The 17870-nt window shown below is 73.2% G+C and carries 20 protein-coding genes; 7 read left to right on the top strand and 13 right to left on the bottom strand.

The features are described 5' to 3' along the window. Positions 1 to 389: 389 nt before the first annotated feature. Together ABD973_RS14310 and ABD973_RS14305 are read right to left on the bottom strand one after the other, a co-directional pair. A complete protein-coding gene (locus ABD973_RS14310) occupies positions 390 to 974 on the bottom strand; it encodes a GNAT family N-acetyltransferase (RefSeq protein ID WP_345500254.1) in 585 nt (194 codons plus the stop codon). An 11-nt stretch (positions 975 to 985) separates the two neighbouring features. Next, positions 986 to 1960 (bottom strand): NsdA family TPR-like regulatory protein, encoded by a 975-nt coding sequence (locus tag ABD973_RS14305; protein ID WP_486389281.1) that lies wholly within the window; start codon positions 1958 to 1960, stop codon positions 986 to 988. 224 nt (positions 1961 to 2184) lie between these two features. Here ABD973_RS14305 and ABD973_RS14300 point away from each other — a divergent pair, with 224 nt between their 5' ends. The 3 genes from ABD973_RS14300 to ABD973_RS14290 all read left to right on the top strand — a co-directional run bounded on the left by ABD973_RS14300 (position 2185) and on the right by ABD973_RS14290 (position 3736). After that, on the top strand, positions 2185 to 2331 hold the full coding sequence (locus ABD973_RS14300) for a hypothetical protein (protein WP_345500252.1): 147 nt from the start codon (positions 2185 to 2187) through the stop codon (positions 2329 to 2331). Continuing rightward, entirely contained in the window at positions 2324 to 2578 is a 255-nt protein-coding gene (locus ABD973_RS14295) for a hypothetical protein (protein WP_125821927.1), read from the top strand. The genes ABD973_RS14300 and ABD973_RS14295 overlap by 8 nt, the downstream gene beginning before the upstream one ends. 498 nt (positions 2579 to 3076) lie before the next feature. After that, positions 3077 to 3736: an HAD family hydrolase gene (locus ABD973_RS14290; RefSeq protein WP_125821928.1), complete on the top strand. Its 660-nt coding sequence runs from the start codon at positions 3077 to 3079 to the stop codon at positions 3734 to 3736. A 28-nt stretch (positions 3737 to 3764) separates the two neighbouring features. Here ABD973_RS14290 and ABD973_RS14285 read toward each other — a convergent pair whose 3' ends face one another. Continuing rightward, entirely contained in the window at positions 3765 to 4019 is a 255-nt protein-coding gene (locus ABD973_RS14285; RefSeq protein WP_125821929.1) for a hypothetical protein, read from the bottom strand. A 178-nt stretch (positions 4020 to 4197) separates the two neighbouring features. On the opposite strand from ABD973_RS14285, the gene ABD973_RS14280 reads away from it, so the two are divergent. After that, positions 4198 to 4581 carry a cold-shock protein gene (locus ABD973_RS14280; protein WP_007265584.1) on the top strand — a complete coding sequence of 128 codons (384 nt, stop codon included), beginning with the start codon at positions 4198 to 4200 and terminating at the stop codon, positions 4579 to 4581. Between the two features lie 67 nt (positions 4582 to 4648). On the opposite strand, the gene ABD973_RS14275 is transcribed toward ABD973_RS14280, so the two are convergent. The 4 genes from ABD973_RS14275 to ABD973_RS14260 all read right to left on the bottom strand — a co-directional run bounded on the left by ABD973_RS14275 (position 4649) and on the right by ABD973_RS14260 (position 8343). Next, a complete protein-coding gene (locus ABD973_RS14275; protein ID WP_125604977.1) occupies positions 4649 to 5527 on the bottom strand; it encodes a 1,4-dihydroxy-6-naphtoate synthase in 879 nt (292 codons plus the stop codon). Then, positions 5487 to 6239, bottom strand: coding sequence for a futalosine hydrolase (locus ABD973_RS14270; protein WP_125821930.1), 753 nt, complete (start codon positions 6237 to 6239; stop codon positions 5487 to 5489). Before ABD973_RS14270 ends, ABD973_RS14275 begins: the two co-directional genes overlap by 41 nt. Before the next feature lie 16 nt (positions 6240 to 6255). Beyond that, complete coding sequence (locus ABD973_RS14265; RefSeq protein WP_125604973.1) at positions 6256 to 6759, bottom strand: DUF2771 domain-containing protein; 504 nt, start codon at positions 6757 to 6759, stop codon at positions 6256 to 6258. Between the two features lie 204 nt (positions 6760 to 6963). Next, positions 6964 to 8343, bottom strand: a complete 1380-nt coding sequence (locus ABD973_RS14260; RefSeq protein WP_125821931.1) for an MFS transporter — start codon at positions 8341 to 8343, stop codon at positions 6964 to 6966. Positions 8344 to 8835: 492 nt separating this feature from the next. Between ABD973_RS14260 and ABD973_RS14255 the strand changes: the two genes are divergently transcribed. Beyond that, positions 8836 to 9768 carry a DUF3027 domain-containing protein gene (locus tag ABD973_RS14255; RefSeq protein WP_125603080.1) on the top strand — a complete coding sequence of 311 codons (933 nt, stop codon included), beginning with the start codon at positions 8836 to 8838 and terminating at the stop codon, positions 9766 to 9768. A gap of 78 nt (positions 9769 to 9846) precedes the next feature. Here ABD973_RS14255 and ABD973_RS14250 read toward each other — a convergent pair whose 3' ends face one another. The 3 genes from ABD973_RS14250 to ABD973_RS14240 all read right to left on the bottom strand — a co-directional run bounded on the left by ABD973_RS14250 (position 9847) and on the right by ABD973_RS14240 (position 13279). Next, the gene (locus tag ABD973_RS14250) at positions 9847 to 10809 is read right to left on the bottom strand and encodes an RNA polymerase sigma-70 factor (RefSeq protein ID WP_345500251.1); all 963 of its coding nucleotides are present in this window, start codon (positions 10807 to 10809) and stop codon (positions 9847 to 9849) included. 20 nt (positions 10810 to 10829) lie between these two features. Next, on the bottom strand, positions 10830 to 12017 hold the full coding sequence (locus ABD973_RS14245; protein WP_125603079.1) for an NAD(P)/FAD-dependent oxidoreductase: 1188 nt from the start codon (positions 12015 to 12017) through the stop codon (positions 10830 to 10832). Between the two features lie 239 nt (positions 12018 to 12256). Continuing rightward, positions 12257 to 13279 (bottom strand): PQQ-dependent sugar dehydrogenase family protein, encoded by a 1023-nt coding sequence (locus tag ABD973_RS14240; RefSeq protein WP_125821934.1) that lies wholly within the window; start codon positions 13277 to 13279, stop codon positions 12257 to 12259. A gap of 76 nt (positions 13280 to 13355) precedes the next feature. On the opposite strand from ABD973_RS14240, the gene ABD973_RS14235 reads away from it, so the two are divergent. Both ABD973_RS14235 and ABD973_RS14230 read left to right on the top strand, forming a co-directional pair. Next, positions 13356 to 14054, top strand: coding sequence for a GDSL-type esterase/lipase family protein (locus ABD973_RS14235; RefSeq protein WP_345500250.1), 699 nt, complete (start codon positions 13356 to 13358; stop codon positions 14052 to 14054). A 59-nt stretch (positions 14055 to 14113) separates the two neighbouring features. Continuing rightward, positions 14114 to 15103, top strand: a complete 990-nt coding sequence (locus ABD973_RS14230) for an aldo/keto reductase (protein WP_125821936.1) — start codon at positions 14114 to 14116, stop codon at positions 15101 to 15103. Positions 15104 to 15373: 270 nt separating this feature from the next. On the opposite strand, the gene ABD973_RS14225 is transcribed toward ABD973_RS14230, so the two are convergent. The 3 genes from ABD973_RS14225 to thpR form a co-directional block, all read right to left on the bottom strand. Further along, on the bottom strand, positions 15374 to 15898 hold the full coding sequence (locus tag ABD973_RS14225) for a YbaK/EbsC family protein (protein WP_125821937.1): 525 nt from the start codon (positions 15896 to 15898) through the stop codon (positions 15374 to 15376). Between the two features lie 34 nt (positions 15899 to 15932). Beyond that, entirely contained in the window at positions 15933 to 16793 is an 861-nt protein-coding gene (gene ddaH, locus ABD973_RS14220) for a dimethylargininase (protein ID WP_125821938.1), read from the bottom strand. Positions 16794 to 17037: 244 nt separating this feature from the next. Continuing rightward, on the bottom strand, positions 17038 to 17592 hold the full coding sequence (gene thpR, locus ABD973_RS14215; RefSeq protein ID WP_345500249.1) for an RNA 2',3'-cyclic phosphodiesterase: 555 nt from the start codon (positions 17590 to 17592) through the stop codon (positions 17038 to 17040). Positions 17593 to 17870: the final 278 nt, after the last annotated feature.

Raw genomic sequence — 17870 nt, 5'->3', positions numbered from 1 at the left:
CCAAAGAAACGGGACGGATGATCCTTGGAGGGAGGCCTCCCTCAGCGCTGAGGCGAGGGGCCGGGCGCCGGCCCGCCGGGCATCCGGGCCCTCAAGAGTCGAGATTCGGAGCCGGTGCGCGACTACCCGCACGGGAGGTTGATCAGAGCCCCCTCCAGACCCCCCAGGCGCGACAGATCGCTACGCGCTCCTCCCGGCATAGCGTCCAGCGACCGTCTGTGGTTGATCCCCACGCCAGAGGACGACCAGAGCGGCCGGGGTGCACGGGGGCGCGTCAGATCGCTACGCGCTTCTCCGTCTCGGCGGCTGCCGCCGGTCTTGGGTTGCTGGCGGTTGAGAATGCCGTCCACCAGGTGGGCGGAAGGCGCCTGCGGCGTCGGTCACTTCGATCACCCGGGGCAGGGGGATCGTTCGGGCTGGTCGGCCCTCAGGGGGAGCAGCATCACGTCGTGCAGGGGGGCGCCGGGCCACGGTTGTGCGTCACCCACCTTGCGGTAGCCCCATGACCGGTACGCGGCCACGGCGGGTTCGCTGTCCGGACGGACGTTGAGCAGGACGCGTTCGGCGTTGCTGTTGGCGAGCAGGGTGTCGTGCAGGCGGCGGGCGATCCCCTGCCGGCGCCAGTGGGCGCGGACGGCCAGCTCCATGAGGCCGAAGGTTCTGTGGCCGTCCTCGCGGCGCATGTCCTCGGGTACCGGTTCGGTGAGCTGGTCCCACCAGCCCGTCTTCGGGCTGAGGGGGTAGCCGTAGGCCATGCCGATCGGCTCGCCGTCATGGGTGGCCAGGGCACCGACGAAGGTGCTCTTGCGGGTCTGGGACCGGAAGCGCCGGAAGGCGGCCGATACGTCCGCTTCGGTCTCTTCGTAGGGCGGTTCGGCGAAGGCTTCTGCGTAGACCGATCGGAAGGCCGCCTCGGCGTGTGCCGCAGCCTGTCCGTCGAGCGTCTCGACGGCGAACTGTGCTGACTGGCTCATCCCAGGTCCTCTCAGACGGTCTCGCGAATCCGCACAACACAGTCGCGGGCGGTCCGGCTCCCGATATCCGATGCCGAGCGCTGGAAATTCCGTACCTTGCTCAGCAGGCGTGGAGAGGAGATGTCACCCCACGCGTCCATGACACCGTCCACCACGGCGCATGCCTCCTCGATCTCTCCGGCCGCGAGCAGCGCATCGGCGAATTTGACGCGGTAGGAGGCGCTGTTGCGGGCCAGACCGCTGCTGATGCCGCCCACGGCGGCCCGCAGGAAGGGCACCGCTCGGCCCGGCTGGTTGGCTCGCATGTACATGTCTGCGGTGGCGTAGTCGACTTCGAAGGGGCCGACGAACCTGGCCCAGTCAGGTACATCCTCGTCGCGGTCCGTGCGTCCTTGGAACTGAACGGCTCGGCTCAGGGATCGGCGGGCGCCCGGCAGGTCTCCAGAGTGAATGGCCACGTTGGCACCTCGGAGTGCGATCACCAGATGAACCGTCGCACCCGCTTGTGCCCGAGTCGCAAGACGGTAGGCATGTTCGACGGCACTCGCCGCCTCCCACGTTCGCTCGGCTTTGATCGCCAGCAGTACGAGTGTCTCCAGAACGGAGATCTGAAGCAGGGAGTTGTCGACGAGTTGAGCAGCGGCAAGGGCTTCCATGCATGCGGTCCTGCCTTCGGCGATGCGGCCGCCGTCATAGCCGTACCACGCCCGATGACCGTGCAACTCGGCCAGCATCGTCTGAAGTTCACGGCCGACGGTCGAGGTGTACGACGCTTCGCGCAGGGCGCTGGTGATGTCCGCCTCGATGTGATCGGCCTGTGCGTTCGCCGGCACGCTGCCCTTGGCGTGGTCGGTCCGGTAGAGCCCCGCAAGCCGCTGCCGCACATGGCCGAGCTCGGCCGTACCCACGCGCATCCCGGACGCGGCGGGCATGAGAGCCGCCGCTATGAGACCGCCCGCGTCCGCGACGAAGGTTCTCCTCTTCACCCTTCGCGATGCCGAGTCGCGCCGCCTCGGCTGAGAACGCGGCAACGAACGACGCCTGTGTATACCCCGCCGCCTGGCGTAACAGGACCAGCTCCTTCACAGCCTGCTCATCCTCCGTATGCCGACCGTCACGGATCCAGATTATGGACGGCCGCTCGGTCGCGAGGGGAAACGTCCGCCCTCCCGGCGCCCGCCTCACCCCCGCACACGCTAGACTTGGCTCCATGACCGCGCCCCATGACCAGACCGCGCAAGGCGAACCCTGGCCACGACCGGAGGCCAACACCGGCCCCAGCCAAGAGCTCCTGGACCGTGCACTCGCCGGCTGGGAGCGCTTCCTCGACACCTTCGAAGGAGCGCCCGATGAGTGAGTGCTACGAATACGTCCCCCACCGCCTCCTCCACCGACGCGTTCGAGACATCGCCTCGGGCACCGAGGGCATCCTCATGGCCGTGATCAACGAGAACGTCTCCGACACCGGCATCGAACGCTGGATGGAGCTCGCATACATCCGAGGCGCATGCGGCCGCGAATTCACCACCGCCGCCACCAACGTCGAACCCGCCCCGGACCAGCCCAAGACGGCCGCCAGCCGCCGAGACCAGAGGAGCACGTAGCGATCTGACGCGCCTGTCGGATGCCTAGGTGGATCTGTTCGGCCTCTGGGGCGGGTAGCAGCCACAGGCGGTCGTCGGACGCTGAGACGGGAGGAGCGCGTAGCGATCTGTCGCGTCTGGGGGGTCTGGAGGGGGCTCTGGTCGGGCTCTCGTGCGGGTAGTCGCGCACCCGGCCCGGAATCTGGACTCGTGAGGGCCCGGATGCCCGGCGGGCCGGCGCCCGGCCCCTCGCCCCTCGCTGAGGGACCCGTCCCTTGCCCTTGGACCGTGCCGTTTCTTTGGGGGTTTCCCGGCAGTCTTTCGGCTTTCCGGTTCGGGTCGGTCGGTCAAGGGTGGCCGAAGGCCATCGCGTAGCGACGCGACCGAAGGGAGCGCCCTTGAGGGACCGGCCCGAACCGGAAGGACGATGGGACTGACGGGAAGCCCCCAACCATCGATGAGACCGCTCTGCAGGGTGCCGCCCCCGCCACCCGCCCCCAGCCTCGGCACAATGGCGGCATGACCTCAGGCAGCCCCAACCCCGCCCCCGCCCCCATCCCCCCGCAGCTCACCGTCGGGTTCGACCTCGACATGACGCTCATCGACTCCCGGCCCGGCATCAAGGCCGCCTACGAGGCCCTGTCCGCCAGGACCGGGGCGTACATCAACGCCGACGAGGCCATCACCCGCCTCGGGCCGCCGCTGGAGGAGGAGCTCGCGTACTGGTTCCCCGAGGAGGAGATCCCGGCCATGCGGGACCTCTACCGGGAGCTCTACGTCGACCACGCCATCGAGCCGACGCCCGCGATGCCCGGCGCCCATGAGGCGGTCAAGGCCGTGCAGGCGCTCGGCGGGCGGGCCATCGTCGTGACGGCGAAGAACGAGCCCAACGCCCGGCACCACCTGGAGCACCTGGGGATAGAGCCCGACGCCGTCATCGGCTGGCTCTGGGCCGAGGCCAAGGCCGGGGCGCTGCGCGAGTACGGGGCGCAGGTCTACGTCGGCGACCACGTCGGCGACGTGCGCGGCGCCCGGACGGCCGGCGCGCTGTCGGTGGCGGTGCCGACCGGGCCGTGCGCGGAGTCGGAGCTGCGCGAGGCCGGTGCGGACGTGGTGCTGTCCGACCTCACGGAGCTGCCGCGGTGGCTCGCGGAGTACGAGCGCGCCCGCACCGCCTGAGGGCGAGGGCGAGGCCGGGCGAGGTGCGTCAGGCGGCCTGGGACGCCCGGGCCGCCTTGCGCTGTGCGGCGGCGGAGCGGAGCACGCCCGCCGCGGCGATGGCGAAGCCGACGCCCATGAGCATGCACACGGCCCACGCGTACGACGGGAACGGGTCGGTTCCCAGGAACAGCGGGGCCATCGTCGCCAGGGTCGCCAGCGCGCCGGCGATGAACACGATGCCGCCGGTCTTGATCAGGCCGTCGCCGGGCCGCGCATCGTCGGGATGAGGAGTAACAGTCACCCCACCAGGGTAGTTCCCTGGCCGAAGCGGTGGACTCGGGAAGGACCGGGGAACGTCTTGTCAGCGGTTTGGGGACCATTAGCCTGGAGGAGGCGGGTCGAAGGACCCGCTGTACTGCTATCCGGAGCCGTTCACCACGGTCACCCGGACCCGACGAGCACAAGGACAGAGGACGGACGTGCCTACCGGCAAGGTCAAGTGGTTCAACAGCGAGAAGGGCTTCGGCTTTCTCTCCCGTGACGACGGCGGCGACGTCTTCGTCCACTCGTCGGTGCTCCCGGCCGGGGTCGACGCCCTGAAGCCCGGGCAGCGGGTGGAGTTCGGAGTCGTCGCGGGACAGCGCGGTGACCAGGCACTTTCCGTGACGGTGCTGGATCCGGCGCCCTCGGTCGCGGCTGCCCAGCGCCGCAAGCCCGATGAGCTCGCGTCGATCGTGCAGGACCTGACGACGCTGCTGGAGAACATCACGCCGATGCTGGAGCGCGGCCGCTACCCCGACAAGTCGCACGGCACGAAGATCGCCGGGCTGCTCCGCGCGGTGGCCGACCAGCTCGACGTCTGAGCGGGCGAGACCGGCAAGCCGGTGCCCCGCCGCTCCTTCCGAGCGGCGGGGCACCGTCGCGTTCGCGTCACGGGAAGCGCAGCGCGTCCGCCGGGACGGGCGGGACGAGGCCCTCGGCGGCGGCCCTGGTGAGCAGGCCGCGGACGGCCGCGTACCCGTCGTCGCCGAGGTCCGCGGTGAACTCGTTGACGTACAGCCCGATGTGCTGGTCGGCGACGGCCGGGTCCAGTTCCTGCGCGTGGGCGCGCACGTACGGCCGCGAGGCCTCCGGGTCGTCCCAGGCCATCCGCACCGACGTACGGGCCGACTCGGCCAGCGCGCGCAGCTTCTCCGCGCCCAGCGAGCGCTTGGCGATGATCGCGCCGAGCGGGATCGGCAGTCCGGTGGTGGACTCCCAGTGCTCGCCCATGTCGGCCAGGCGGTGCAGCCCGTACTCCTGGTACGTGAACCGGGCCTCGTGGATGACGAGTCCCGCGTCCACGCGGCCGTCGCGCACGGCCGGCATGATCTCGTGGAACGGGAGGACGACGACCTTCCCGACCCCGTCCGGCAGCACGTCCGCCGCCCACAGCCGGAACAGCAGGTAGGCGGTGGAGCGTTCGCTCGGCACGGCCACCGTGCCGGCGGACAGGTCCGTGCCGGGCTCGCGGGTGAGGACGAGGGGGCCGCAGCCGCGGCCGAGGGCGCCGCCGCAGGGCAGCAGCGCGTACTCCTCCAGCACCCAGGGCAGTACGGCGTACGACACCTTCAGCACGTCCAGCTCGCCGCGCTCGGCCATGCCGTTGGTGACGTCGATGTCGGCGAAGGTCACGTCGAGGGCGGGCGCGCCCGGGACCCGGCCGTGGGCCCAGGCGTCGAAGACGAAGGTGTCGTTCGGGCAGGGCGAGTAGGCGATGGCGAGCGGTTCAGCGGTGTTCGTGGTGTTCGCGGTGCTCGTGGCGCTCATGGCGTTCTCCCCAGTTGACGAGTACGGGTCCCAGTGCGCGGAATCCGGCGGTCAGGGCGGCGAGCGCGTCGCCGATGCGCCAGGCGGCCCGGTCGCGCGGCCCGACCGCGTTGGACACGGCGCGGACCTCCAGTACGGGCAGCCCGTGCGCGGCGGCGGCCTCCGCCACCCCGAAGCCCTCCATCGCCTCGGCCCCCGCCAGCGGGTGCCGGGCGGCGAGCTCGGTGGCGCGGGGGGCGCTGCCGGTGACGGTGGACACGGTCAGGACGGGCGCCAGGAGCGCGCCGGTGGCCTCCGCGGCGCGGGCGGCGAGCTCGGCGGGCGGAAGGTGCACGCTGCGGCCGAAGCCCAGCTCCTGCACCGGAAGGAATCCCTCGGGGGTCTCGGCCCCCAGGTCGGCGGCGACGAGCGCGTCGGCGACCACCAGCGAGCCGAGCGGGGCGGCGGGCGCGAACCCGCCGCCGATGCCGGCGGAGATCACGAGGGAGTAGTCGGCCAGCGCGAGCGCGGTGGCCGTGGCGGCCGCCGCGGCGGCCGGGCCGACACCGCCGACGAGCACGTCGGCGGCGAGGCCGGGCAGGTCCCGGCGGGTGATGAGGTAACCCCCGGGGAGCGTGCGCGGTTCGGGCGTGACCGGGTCCGGATGAGGGGTGAGACCGGCGGCCACGGAGTCGGCCTCCGCGGCCACCGCGGTCACGATCAGCGCGCGCACGCCGCTGCGCCCGCCGCTACTTCTTCAGCTTGAGCTTGAAGGTCCAGACGGAGAGGGGCTTGCCGTCCTCGCCGACCTGGACGAAGCCCAGCAGCTTCGACTGGGGTGCCTCGCCCTGGCCGCCGGTCGCGAAGACGTCGGCGCCCTGGAAGCTGCGGTAGGTGTTCGAGGAGGGCTCGGTGATCGGCTGTCCGTCGAGGACGGCCTGCCACTTCTTGCCGTCCTCGACGACCTCGGGCTCGACGCCCAGGCGCAGGGTGTCGCCGCGGCCGTACTCGACGGTCTTGGCCTTCTTGGGGTCCGTGAGGCAGTTCTGGACCTTGTCCATGGTGAGGTCCTGGCCGGTGGGGCTGCATTCGCCCTCGGACTCGGCGGACACCGACGAGCTGCCGACGGTCACCGTCGCGAGCGGGGTCGGCTTGTCGCCGCCACAGGCGGACAGGAGGAGGAGGCCGGCGGACACGGCTCCGAGGGCCGCGACGCTGCGGCGGGCCCTACCCGGGAAAAGCGGTGCGGTCATGAGCCGAAGGCTATCGGGCCGGTGGGCTGCGCCGCCGCACGGGGGTCCTCGGGCCGCGTCGACCGTTGCCGTGCCGTGCCGTGCCGTGCCGGGCGGGGGCGGGGGTGTGCCGCTGCGCGGGCTGCTCCCCGCCCCGCCCTTCGCCCGTTCCCCGGGGCGGAGCCCCGGACCCCCTGGGGGCTCCGCCCCCAGACCCCCGCGCCCCTACGCCACCCGGGGCCGCGGGGACGTCGGCTGGTGGCGGGGGGACGTCAGGAGGCCGCGGAGGGCCATCGCGGTGCCGGCGGCCACCACGGCGGCGGCCACCGCCATGCCCAGGGTGCCGTTCAGCGGGAGGGCGATGCCGATCGCGCCGCCCAGGACCCAGGCCACCTGGAGCAGGGTCTCCGAGCGGGCGAAGGCCGAGGTGCGGACGGCTTCCGGGACGTCGCGCTGGATCATCGCGTCGAGCGAGAGCTTCGCCAGGGCCTGGCAGAAGCCGGCCGTGCCGGCCAGGACGGCCACGAGCAGGCCGCTGAAGAAGACGGCCGAGAGGATCGCCACGCCCAGGGTGACGGAGAGGACCGAGGCGATGATCGCCTCCGGGGCGCGGGCGCGGAGCCACGCGCCGACCGCGGTCCCGGCGGCGTTGCCGATGCCCGCCGCGACGCCGACGATGCCCAGCGACACCGCCGCGCTCTGCCCGGCGAGCGGCTGCTCGCGCAGCAGGAACGCCAGGAAGAAGATCAGGAACCCGGACAGGCAGCGCATCGCCGCGTTCGCCAGCAGCCCGCACAGGACGGGGCGGCTGACCGTGCGCAGCCCGGGGCGCTTGGAGTGGGCCTCGTGGGTGGAGAGCCGGGCGCGGCGCTCGCCCTTGGCGTCGTCGACCTTGTGCGGCAGCTGGAACGCCGCGAAGGTGCCCCACACGAAGATCGCGCAGGCCCCGTACAGCGGCCAGGGCGGTCCGATCGTGTGCAGTCCGGCGGCCACGGGTGCGGCCGCGCCGGTGGCGAGCAGGCCCGCGAGCGTGACGCGGGAGTTCGCCTTGACGAGTGAGAACTTCGGCGGGAGGAGCCGCGGGACGACGGCGCTGCGTACGACTCCGTACGCCTTGGAGGCGACCAGGACGCCCAGGGCCGCCGGGTACAGCTCCAGGCCGCCGGTGGCGACGGCGCCGGACATCATCAGCGCCAGCAGGGCCCGCGTCAGCATGGCGCACGCCATCGCCGCCCGCCTGCCGTGCGGGAGCCGGTCGAGGAGGGGGCCGATCACGGGGGCCAGCAGGGTGAAGGGCGCCATGGTGATCGCCAGGTAGAGGGCCACCCGTCCGCGTGCCTCGTCGGTGGGGACCGAGAAGAACACCGTCGAGGCGAGCGCGACGGTGATCATGACGTCTCCGGCGCCGTTGATCGCGTGCAGTTCGATCAGACGGCCCAGTCCCGACTCGCCGGCCCCGTGGGCGTGCGTGGCGCGCCGGATTCCGCGCGCCGGACCGGTGATGGGGAGGTGCAGGGCACGCCCGACCGCCCGGCCGGCCCGCTTGGCCGGTCCCGAGCCGTCTGCGGACGACCGTGCGGGAGCCACGTGGCCATAGTGCCCCACGACGCCATCCGGGACCCCTCCCGGCGCGTCAGGGGCGTGGTTCCGGGGGGCCCGGGGGCGGGCCCCGCGCGGCCTGCGTACGGGTCTCGGGCGGCTCCGAGGGGCGTTCGGGCGGCTTCCGCGGGGCGTTCGGGCGGCTTCCGCGGGGCGTTCGGGCGGCTTCCGCCGGCGTTCGCGCGGCTTCCGCCGGGGCGTTCGCGCGGCGTGCGTGCGCGTGTGTTGTCCGCGAATCGGACCTCGCATGTGGGCCGAAGGCTTCGAAGGAGGTAGCGTGCGTAGCGCGCCACCGGCGGTTGCACTTGGCCGCGCGCCTCTTCGTGATCCCGCAGAATGGATCACAGTGGGGTGCGCCCGAGGCCGATCGGGGCGCGGACGTCGACGCGGCCCTCTGGTCCGCTCCGCCCGCGCTACGTACGGACGAGACCGACGGGTCGTTGTGAACGACAGTACGGACGGCGCACTCGTGAGACGGCGTAGGAGAGAACGAGACCTGTGAGTGCTGCGACGACGCGAAGCCGTACCCCGCGTACCCCGCGTACGCCCGCCCCGGACCGCCTCTGCGCCGAGGCGGTCGAGTTCGCCCGCGCGGCGGCTGAGGAGGCCGCCCACCCCGGTGTGGTGGGCGAGCACGTCTCCGTCGTAGCGGAGGGCGACCGGGTCGTCACCCACTTCTTCGAGTGCAAGGAGCCGGGCTACCGCGGCTGGCGCTGGGCCGTCACCGTGACCCGCGCCTCCCGCGCGAAGAACGTCACCCTCGACGAAACGGTGCTCCTTCCCGGCGACGACGCGCTCCTCGCCCCCGAATGGGTGCCGTGGAGCGAGCGGCTGCGCCCGGGCGACATGGGCCCGGGCGACCTGCTGCCGACGGACGCCGACGACCTGCGCCTGGAGCCGGGCTGGTCCGGGGAGGACGCGCCGCCGCCGAACTCGGTCGTCTCCAGCGAGATGGCGGAACTGGTCGAGGCCGAGGACGCCGACGTCACGGACCGCGCGGTCGTCCCGGCGCGAGGTTCGATCACCGCCGTGGCCGAGGAGCTCGGCATGCGCCGCGCCCGCGTCCTGTCGCGGTACGGGCTGCACACGGCGGCCGACCGCTGGGACGAGTCCTTCGGGGCGAAGACGCCGATGGCGCAGGCCGCGCCCGCGTCGTGCGTCTCGTGCGGCTTCCTCGTGGCGATCGGGGGATCGCTGGGGCAGGCCTTCGGGGTCTGCGCCAACGAGTTCGGTCCGGCGGACGGACGGCTCGTCTCCCTGTCGTACGGCTGCGGCGGCCACTCGGAGGCCGCCGTCATGCCGAAGCCGCCGCGGCCCGCGCCGCCGGTGCTGGACTCGATGGCGACGGACGAGTTCCCGCTGCGCCCGGCGCCCGACACCGGGTCGGTGCCGTCGGCGGACCTTCCGTCCGCCGATCTCGGGCACTCGTAGCCCGTCCGGTCCGTCCGGCCCCTCCGGGCCGTCGGCTGGTGAGGGACGGGTCGCCGGGGTGCGGCGCCCGCCCTCGGCTCACCGCAGGGTGATCGCGGTCTCGGCGGCGACGGCGCCGAGCTTCTCGGGGTTGCGGACGAAGTAGATCCCGGCGATGCGGCCGTCCTCGACGTGGAACGCCATCACGCCGTCGAGTTCGCCGTCGAGGTGGGCGAGCAGTGCAGGACTGCCGTTGACCACGGTGGGGGTGACGGAGAAGCGGCCCGCCCTCTTGCCGACGCCGCCGACGATGAAGCGGCCCACCTTGCCGGCGCCCGTGACGGGGCGCAGCGCGGCCTGCTTGATGCCGCCGCCGTCGCCGACGAGGACGACGTCGGGGGCGAGCACGTCCAGCAGCCCCTGGAGGTCTCCGCTGTCGAGCGCGCGCCGGAAGGATTCCATGACGGCCCGGGTCTGGCTCGCGGAGACGGTCTGGCGGGGGCGGCGGGCGTCCACGTGACGGCGGGCGCGGTGCGCGATCTGGCGTACGGCGGCGGGGGTCTTGTCGACGGCGGCGGCGATCTCCTCGTAGCCGACGTCGAAGGCCTCGCGCAGGACGAACACGGCGCGTTCGGTGGGGGAGAGCGTCTCCAGCACGAGCATCATCGCCATGGAGACGCTCTCGGCGAGCTCCACGTCCTGCGCCACGTCCGGTGCGGTCAGCAGCGGTTCGGGCAGCCATTCGCCGACGTAGGACTCCTTGCGGCGGCTCATCGCCCGCAGCCGGTTGAGGGACTGACGGGTCGTGATGCGGACGAGGTAGGCGCGCCGGTCCTCGACCTGGCCGAGGTCGACCTTCACCCACCGCAGCCAGGTCTCCTGGAGGACGTCCTCGGCGTCGGAGGCCGAGCCGAGCATCTCGTAGGCGACGGTGAAGAGCAGGTTGCGGTGGGCGACGAAGGCTTCGGTCGCCGCTTCGGTCGCCGTGTCGGCGGCCGTGTCGGCGGCCGTGTCGGCGGTGCGGGCGTCGTCGTGCGCGTCGTCGTGCGCGTGGTCGTTCATCTGGTCGGTCCCCCCGGGAGTCAGGCGGCCGTGGTCTGTCCCCGCACGGCCTGGAGCTTCTTCTGGCGGTTGGCTGCGCCCATGAGGTGGAGACGGTAGCCGCCGGGCTTGTGGGCCTCGTCGGCGAGGTGCTTGACGACGCCCGTGCAGACGGTCTCCTTCAGCTTGGCGCCGGGCTTGCCGTCGACGTGGAACCAGATCGCGTTGTCGGCCTTGGCGAACTGGAAGATGCCGTCGTGGCGGCCGAGGCTGATGCACTGGGCCCCGAAGGGCTGGTTGAGGGTTTCGGGGCGCTCGCCGGCGAGGCGGCTCAGGACGGTGTCGGCGGCGCGGGCGCCCATGGGCATGGCGGCCTGGCAGCTCATCCGCAGCGGCAGGCCCGACGGGGCGGCCGAGTCGCCGGCGGCGACGATGCGGTCGTCGTCGACGCTGGTGAGGGTCTCGTCGGTGAGGATGCGGCCGGCCGTGTCGGTGGCCAGGCCGCTGCGGGCGGCGAGGTCGGGGACGGCGAAGCCGGCGGTCCAGACGGTGACCCGGCTGGGCAGTTCGCGGCCGTCGGCGAGGCGTACGGCGGCGGCGCTGACGTGGGTGACGGTGCTGTCGGGGCCGTCGACGACGGTGACGCCCAGGCGGGCCAGGCGGCGGGCGACCGAGCGGCGGCCACGGGCGTGGAGGTAGGGGCCGAGGGTGCCGCCGCAGACCAGGGTGACGGGGCGGCCGGCGCCGGCGAGTTCGGCGGCGGTCTCGATGCCGGTGGGTCCGGCGCCGACCACGGTCACCGGGGCGTCGGCGGGGGCGGCGTCCAGGACCGGGCGCAGCCGCTGCGCGTCCTCGAGGGTGGCGATGGGGTGGGCGTGTTCGGCGGCTCCGGGGACGCGCAGTTCCGCGCCGGCGCTGCCGACGGCGTAGACGAGGTAGTCGTAGGCGAGGCGGTCGCCGGAGGCGAGGGCGAGGGCGCGGGCGGGGGCGTCGATGCGGTCGACGGTGTCCACGACCAGGCGTACGCCCTCCGCGAGGACGTCCTCGTACGCGACGACGGCCGCGTCGTTGCCGGCGGCGAGCTGGTGCAGGCGGATGCGGTGCACGAACGACGGGCGCGGGTTGACCAGGGTGACGGTGACGTCGCCCCGCCGGGTGAGCCGGTTGGCGGCCATCACGCCCGCGTAACCGCCGCCGATCACGACCACGTCGGTGTTGTTCTCGCTCATCGTGTCCTCCTCCGTTGGGGTTCGGACACAAGACACCGGGCGCCCCGCACGTGTGACAGGGTGTGACTCGCATCACGTCGGGCGGTGTGGAACGGGCCCCTGTCGTCACCCCCGTGAACGACGGGGGCCCCTCGCCGACAGTGAGCTTAGGCGGGTGTTCCTCGAGGTCATGTGCACTGCGCGCACGGATCGTGAACGTTGCGCGCAGGAGGTTTACGACGCCCGGGGGCCCGGCCGCCCTAACCCTTGCGGCGGCGGAAGAGGCGCTTGCCCGCCAGGACCAGGGCGGTGCCCGCCGCGAGGACCAGCGCCCCCTTGGTGAAGCTGCCGGAGTCCTGCCCGGACGGCGCGCCCTGCGCCCCCGCGGAGCCCGTCGGGCCGCCGCCCGGCCGCTGCGGGGCGGGGGAGCGGGCCGGGGCGGACGCGGCCGCCGCCGGAGCCACCGGTACGGCCACCACCCTGCTGTTCGCGCCCTCCGCCCCGAACATCAGCGTCCTGCCGTCCGGCGTGTACGTCACCGACTCCGCCTGCCCCTGCCACGGCGCGTCCACCCGTTCGCCCGGGCCCTCGGGGCGGCCGTCCTTCCAGGCGTACGTACGGGCCGTGAGGTAGCCGCGCAGCGTCAGCCGCGTCCCGTCCGGCGAGAACGCCCCGTCCGTCACCCACGGCACCTCCGCGACCCGCCGGAAGACGTTGCGCCCGTCCGCCGACAGCCGTTCGGGGCCCTCGTACAGGCCGCCGCCCTGCTCGTTCTTGCTCGCGATGTACACCCGGCCCGTCACCGGATGCACCATCAGCGCCTCCGCGTTGCGCGGCCCGTCGGCGTACGTGACCGTGAACTGCTCGGCGGCGACGGTCCGGTCGCCGAGCTCCTTCGGCTCCTGGAAGCGGTAGATCCACACGTGGTCCCAGGTGCCGTCCTTGTTGTCGCCGATGTCCCCGAGGTACAGCTGCCCGTCCGGTCCGAGCGAGATCGCCTCCACGTCGCGCGGGGTCCCGATCCCGGTCAGCGTCAGCCGCGCCACCGTCCTGCCCGTCGCCGAGTCCACCGCGTACACGTACGGGCCGTCGTCGCTGTCGTTGTGCGTCCAGTACACGCCCGGGTGGATCCGGCTGGCCGCGAGCCCGCTCGACTCCCTGATCCGCGGATCGGTGAGGGTGAACCCGGACGCGGCGGGGGTCTCCGCCGCGAGGGCGGCCCCCGGCAGCAGGGCGAGCACGAGGGCGGCGGGGACGGCGGTCGACCGGGGCAGCAGGCGCATCCCACAAGCCTGCCACCAGGCAGGGCGTGTCCGGCATCACAGGGGCTCCCGGCGCGTGATCCGCGATGATGACCGGATGCGTTTCATGTTCGTCGGCGACTCCATGACCATCGGACGCGCCGGCGACTACACCTGGCGCTACCGCATGTGGCAGCACCTCGGCGCCACCCTGGGCGACGGATCGTTCGAGATCGTCGGCCCGCGCACCGCCCTGTACGACGACACCGGCGCCGACGGTCCCGCCGGACAGGACTACGCCGCCCCGGACTTCCCCGTCCACGCCCGCCGGCACCTCGCCGGCTGGGGCGAGGGCTGGCAGCACATGGCCCCCCTCATCGGACCCGCCGCCGCCGGCCACCGGGCGGACGTGCTGCTCGTCTCCCTCGGCCTGATCGACCTCGGCTTCTACACCAACGCCGAGCAGACCGCCGGCAACGTCCGCGCCTTCGTCGCCGCCGCCCGCGAGGCCCGCCCGGCGATCCGGATGGTCTTCCTCCCGGTCATCCCCAACGTCCGCGCCGAGGACGAACCCCCGTTCGCGGCCGAGGTCGCCCGGTTCAACGAACTCCTCGCCAAGGCGGTCGCCGACCTGACCACCGACGCCTCGCCGATCCTGCTGGCCGCCCGGCCGGCCGCGTACGACATCCACCACGACACCTACGACGGCACGCACCCCAACGCCTCCGGCGAGCACCGCCTCGCGGCAGAGTTCGCGGCCGTCCTGCACCAGGCCTGGGGCATCGGCGGCCCCTACCGGCCCGCGCCCGCCCGGTAAGACCCCTCCCGCGAAAGGGTCTTGCCTGGAGCGCACTCCAAGCAGTTGGCTAGTGACCCATGAAGTACACGCAGCTCGGACGCACCGGCCTCAAAGTCAGCCGCCTCGTACTCGGCACGATGAACTTCGGCCCCCAGACGGGCGAGCCGGAAAGCCACGCGATCATGGACGCCGCCCTCGACGCGGGGATCAACTTCTTCGACACGGCGAACGTCTATGGGTGGGGTGAGAACAAGGGCCGCACCGAGGAGATCATCGGCACCTGGTTCGCACAGGGCGGCGGCCGCCGCGAGAAGACCGTCCTCGCCACCAAGGTCTACGGCTCCATGTACCGCGAGGGCGAGACCTGGCCCAACTACGACCGCCTCTCCGCCCTGAACATCCGCCGGGCCGTCGAGGACAGCCTGCGCCGCCTGAAGACCGACCACATCGACGTCTACCAGTTCCACCACGTCGACCGGCGGACCCCCTTCGAGGAGATCTGGCAGGCCATCGAGGTCCTGATCCAGCAGGGCAAGATCCTCTACGCGGGCTCCTCCAACTTCCCCGGCTGGAAGATCGCCCAGGCCAACGAGACGGCCGCCCGGCGCGGCATGGTCGGCCTGGTCAGCGAGCAGTGCCTCTACAACCTCTCCGAGCGGCGCGCGGAGATGGAGGTCATCCCGGCCGCCGAGGAGTACGGGCTCGGCGTCATCCCCTGGTCCCCGCTGCACGGCGGCCTGCTCGGCGGCGTCCTCAAGAAGGAGGCCACCGTCGGCCGGCGGGCCTCGGGCCGCTCGGCGGACGCCCTCGCCAACTCGAGCGTCCGGGCGCAGATCCAGACGTACGAGGACCTCCTCGACAAGCACGGCCTGGAACCCGGCGAGGCCGCCCTGGCCTGGCTGCTGACCCGCCCCGGCATCACCGGCCCGATCGTCGGCCCGCGCACCGCCGAGCAGCTGGAGAGCGCGCTGCGGGCGGTGGAGCTGGAGCTGGGCGAGGAGGTGCTGGCCGGCCTCGAGGAGATCTTCCCGGGGCCGGGACCCTCGCCGGAGGCCTTCGCCTGGTAGGCGGGGTCCGCGGACGCACACCGCCCCGCCCGCGCTTGCGGCGCGGGCGGGGCGGTACGGGTACTTACGGGTACGGGCGTACGCGGAGCGGCCGGGGTGCGGGGGCTACTGGCCCACCGCGGCCGCCACCGCCACGACGACGAACATCAGCACGAGCACACCGGCCATGACACGGTTCCTGGTCTTCGGGTCCACCCGTCGAGACTAACGCGCTCCCACCCGAGCCCCGGGCCAGGGGCCGCGAGACGTGCGTCATGGTCACGGTCACGGTCACGGTCGAAGGCGTACGGCGGCCGGCTCCGCGCTGACCGGTGCGACGCGCGGCCGCACCAGTGCCAGGTAGCCGGCCGTGCTCAGCGCCACCGAGACGTCGAGGCGGCCGGCGTTGAACCAGATCTCCTCGTGTTCCAGCAGCGCCGGGTCGACGACCACCTCCACGGCCGGGTCGAAGCTCACCGGCATGATCGACCCGCTGACGCAGCCCGTCAGCTCCTCGGCGACCTCGCGGACGGCGAAGGAGGCGTTCGTGCCGCCGTACTCGGCCCGTACCGCCTCCAGGTCCACGCGGCAGTGCCCCGGCACCACGGCGATCACGTAACGGCGCTGTTTGCGTCCCAGCGCCACTCTGATGACCAGGCACTTGGCGGCCTGTTCGAGGCTGTGGCCGCGTATCAGGCTGGCCAGGTCGGTACGCCCCTCCGGGGCGTGGCGCAGCAGCCGGTGGCCGGCTCCCGCGTCCGCCAGGAGGTCGAGCAGGCGGGCGTGGCTGTCCGCGATCGCGGTCGCAGAGGTCACAACTGTCCTTTCCGGAAACTACGTCGGTGGTGACTCAGCGGTCGCGCAGCTCCAGGGTGCAGCACTTCACGCTGCCGCCCGCCTTGAGGAGCTCGGAGAGCCCGACCCCGACGGGCTCGAAGCCGCGCGCGCTGAGCTGGGCCGTCAGGCCGGTCGCCGCCTCCGGCAGCAGCACGTGGCGGCCGTCGGAGAAGGCGTTCAGCCCGAAGACCGCGGCGTCCTCGGCGGTGGCGAGGATCGCGTGGGGGAACATCGTGCGGAGCACGGCCCGGCTGCCCTCGGAGAAGGCGGCCGGGTAGTACATGACCTCGTCGTCGGAGAGCACGGCCAGGGCCGTGTCCAGGTGGTAGTACTCCGGGTCGACGAGGGTCAGGCTCGTCACCGGCAGGCCGAAGAACTCCTGGGCCTCGGCGTGCGAGCGCGGGTCGGTGCGGAAGCCGGTGCCGGCGAGGATGCGGCGGCCGACGGTGAGGAAGTCGCCCTCGCCCTCGTTGACGTACTCGGGCCACAGCACGTCGCGGTAGCCGCGGCGCTCGAACCAGCCCAGGTACGCGGGGCCCTCGGCGGTGCGCTGCGCGTGCCGGAACCGCGCGCCGTAGACCTTGCCGTCGACGACGGTGGCGCCGTTCGCGGCGAACACCATGTCGGGCAGGCCCTCGACGGGGTCGATCTCCTCGACGAAGTGGCCGAGTTCGCGGTACAGGTCGCGCAGCCGCTCCCACTGGCGGACGGCGAGGGCGGGGTCGGTGCTGTTCTCCGGGTGCATCCAGGGGTTGATCGAGTACGTGACGTCGTAGTGCCGGGGTCGGCACATCAGCAGCCTGCGGCGGGTGGCGACGCGCGCGGGGGCCGTCGGGGCGGCCGTCGGGGTGGTGGTCGGCTCGGTGAGCGGCACGGGGACTCCTTCGAGGGTGGCCGGAGGGGCTCCGGGCCGGCCCGCGGGGTGGTGGCGGGCCGGCCGTCGGTGCGGTGGGGCTTGGATGCGGGTGCGGGCGTGCGTGCGTCAGCGGGCGGCTTGCCAGGTACTGGTCCGGAGCATGCCGGGGTCGCCTCTACTGCTTCTGTTTCACCGGAATCCGGATTCCGGGCCCCGACGTGCGGGCCACCGGGGGATGAACCGTCCCCGAACGCTCAACGCCTCAGCCGTGGAGCGGCCAGGCCTCGACGACCTCGTAGCGGGGCTGCTCGCCGGGGACGCCGGAGGAGGGGAGGTTGCTGCGGACCAGGCTGAGGGTGTCGACCTGCCAGGGCGTGCCCTCGAAGCCGGCGAGGGCGTCGAGGCAGGGCCGCAGGTCGGTGCCGGGGCGGCCGCGGGCGAGGGTGAGGTGCGGGGTGTAGCGGCGGTGGTGCTCCATGGCCACCCCGGCCCGGCGGGCGGCGGCCTCGGCCCGCTCGGCGAGCAGCCGCATCGCGTCGGTGCCGCCGGCGGCGCCGGTCCACAGGGCGCGGTCCCCGAAGTGGCCGATGCCGTGGAGGCGGAGGGGGAAGGGGGCGCTGCGGTGGGCCGCGCGGGCGAGGCGGGCGCGGAGGTCGGGGAGGAGGGGGTCGGGGACCTCGCCCATGAAGGCGAGCGTGAAGTGCCAGTCCGCTTGCGCGGTCCACCGCAGTCCGTCGGGGCGCGGCGCCGCGGCGAGGGCGTCGCGCAGCTCGGCGACCGCGCCGGTGCCGGGGAGGACGGCGGCGAAGACTCTCACGTCTCCGACGGTACCGTCCGCGCCCGGGCGGGGTCGGCGTGCCGCTGCGCGGAGCGGTCCCCGACCCGCCCTTCCTCCGTTCCCCGGGGCTGCGCCCCGGACCCCCTGGGGGCTCCGCCCCCGGACCCCCGCGCCTCAAACGCCGGCGAGGCTGGATACGTCCAGCCCGCGCGGCGTTTGAGCGCACCGGGGCGGAGCCCCGTTCTTCCAGCCCCGCCGGCGTTTGAGGCGCGGGGTCAGGGGCGGCGCCCCTGGGAACGGGGGAAGGGCGGGTAGGG

The organism is Streptomyces racemochromogenes, assembly GCF_039535215.1.
In the GTDB taxonomy this organism is placed as follows: Bacteria; Actinomycetota; Actinomycetes; order Streptomycetales; family Streptomycetaceae; genus Streptomyces; species Streptomyces racemochromogenes.
Note: the sequence above shows the minus strand (reverse complement) of the source record. Positions and strands in the feature narration are given on the sequence as shown.

What these genes read in the sequence shown, in the direction of transcription:
- ABD973_RS14310 (WP_345500254.1), bottom strand. Translation starts at nt 974, where the DNA reads ATGAGCCAGTCAGCACAGTTCGCCGTCGAGACGCTCGACGGACAGGCT.
- ABD973_RS14300 (WP_345500252.1), top strand. Translation starts at nt 2,185, where the DNA reads ATGACCGCGCCCCATGACCAGACCGCGCAAGGCGAACCCTGGCCACGA.
- ABD973_RS14295 (WP_125821927.1), top strand. Translation starts at nt 2,324, where the DNA reads ATGAGTGAGTGCTACGAATACGTCCCCCACCGCCTCCTCCACCGACGC.
- ABD973_RS14290 (WP_125821928.1), top strand. Translation starts at nt 3,077, where the DNA reads ATGACCTCAGGCAGCCCCAACCCCGCCCCCGCCCCCATCCCCCCGCAG.
- ABD973_RS14275 (WP_125604977.1), bottom strand. Translation starts at nt 5,527, where the DNA reads ATGAGCGCCACGAGCACCGCGAACACCACGAACACCGCTGAACCGCTC.
- ABD973_RS14265 (WP_125604973.1), bottom strand. Translation starts at nt 6,759, where the DNA reads ATGACCGCACCGCTTTTCCCGGGTAGGGCCCGCCGCAGCGTCGCGGCC.
- ABD973_RS14250 (WP_345500251.1), bottom strand. Translation starts at nt 10,809, where the DNA reads ATGAACGACCACGCGCACGACGACGCGCACGACGACGCCCGCACCGCC.
- ABD973_RS14245 (WP_125603079.1), bottom strand. Translation starts at nt 12,017, where the DNA reads ATGAGCGAGAACAACACCGACGTGGTCGTGATCGGCGGCGGTTACGCG.
- ABD973_RS14240 (WP_125821934.1), bottom strand. Translation starts at nt 13,279, where the DNA reads ATGCGCCTGCTGCCCCGGTCGACCGCCGTCCCCGCCGCCCTCGTGCTC.
- ABD973_RS14235 (WP_345500250.1), top strand. Translation starts at nt 13,356, where the DNA reads ATGCGTTTCATGTTCGTCGGCGACTCCATGACCATCGGACGCGCCGGC.
- ABD973_RS14230 (WP_125821936.1), top strand. Translation starts at nt 14,114, where the DNA reads ATGAAGTACACGCAGCTCGGACGCACCGGCCTCAAAGTCAGCCGCCTC.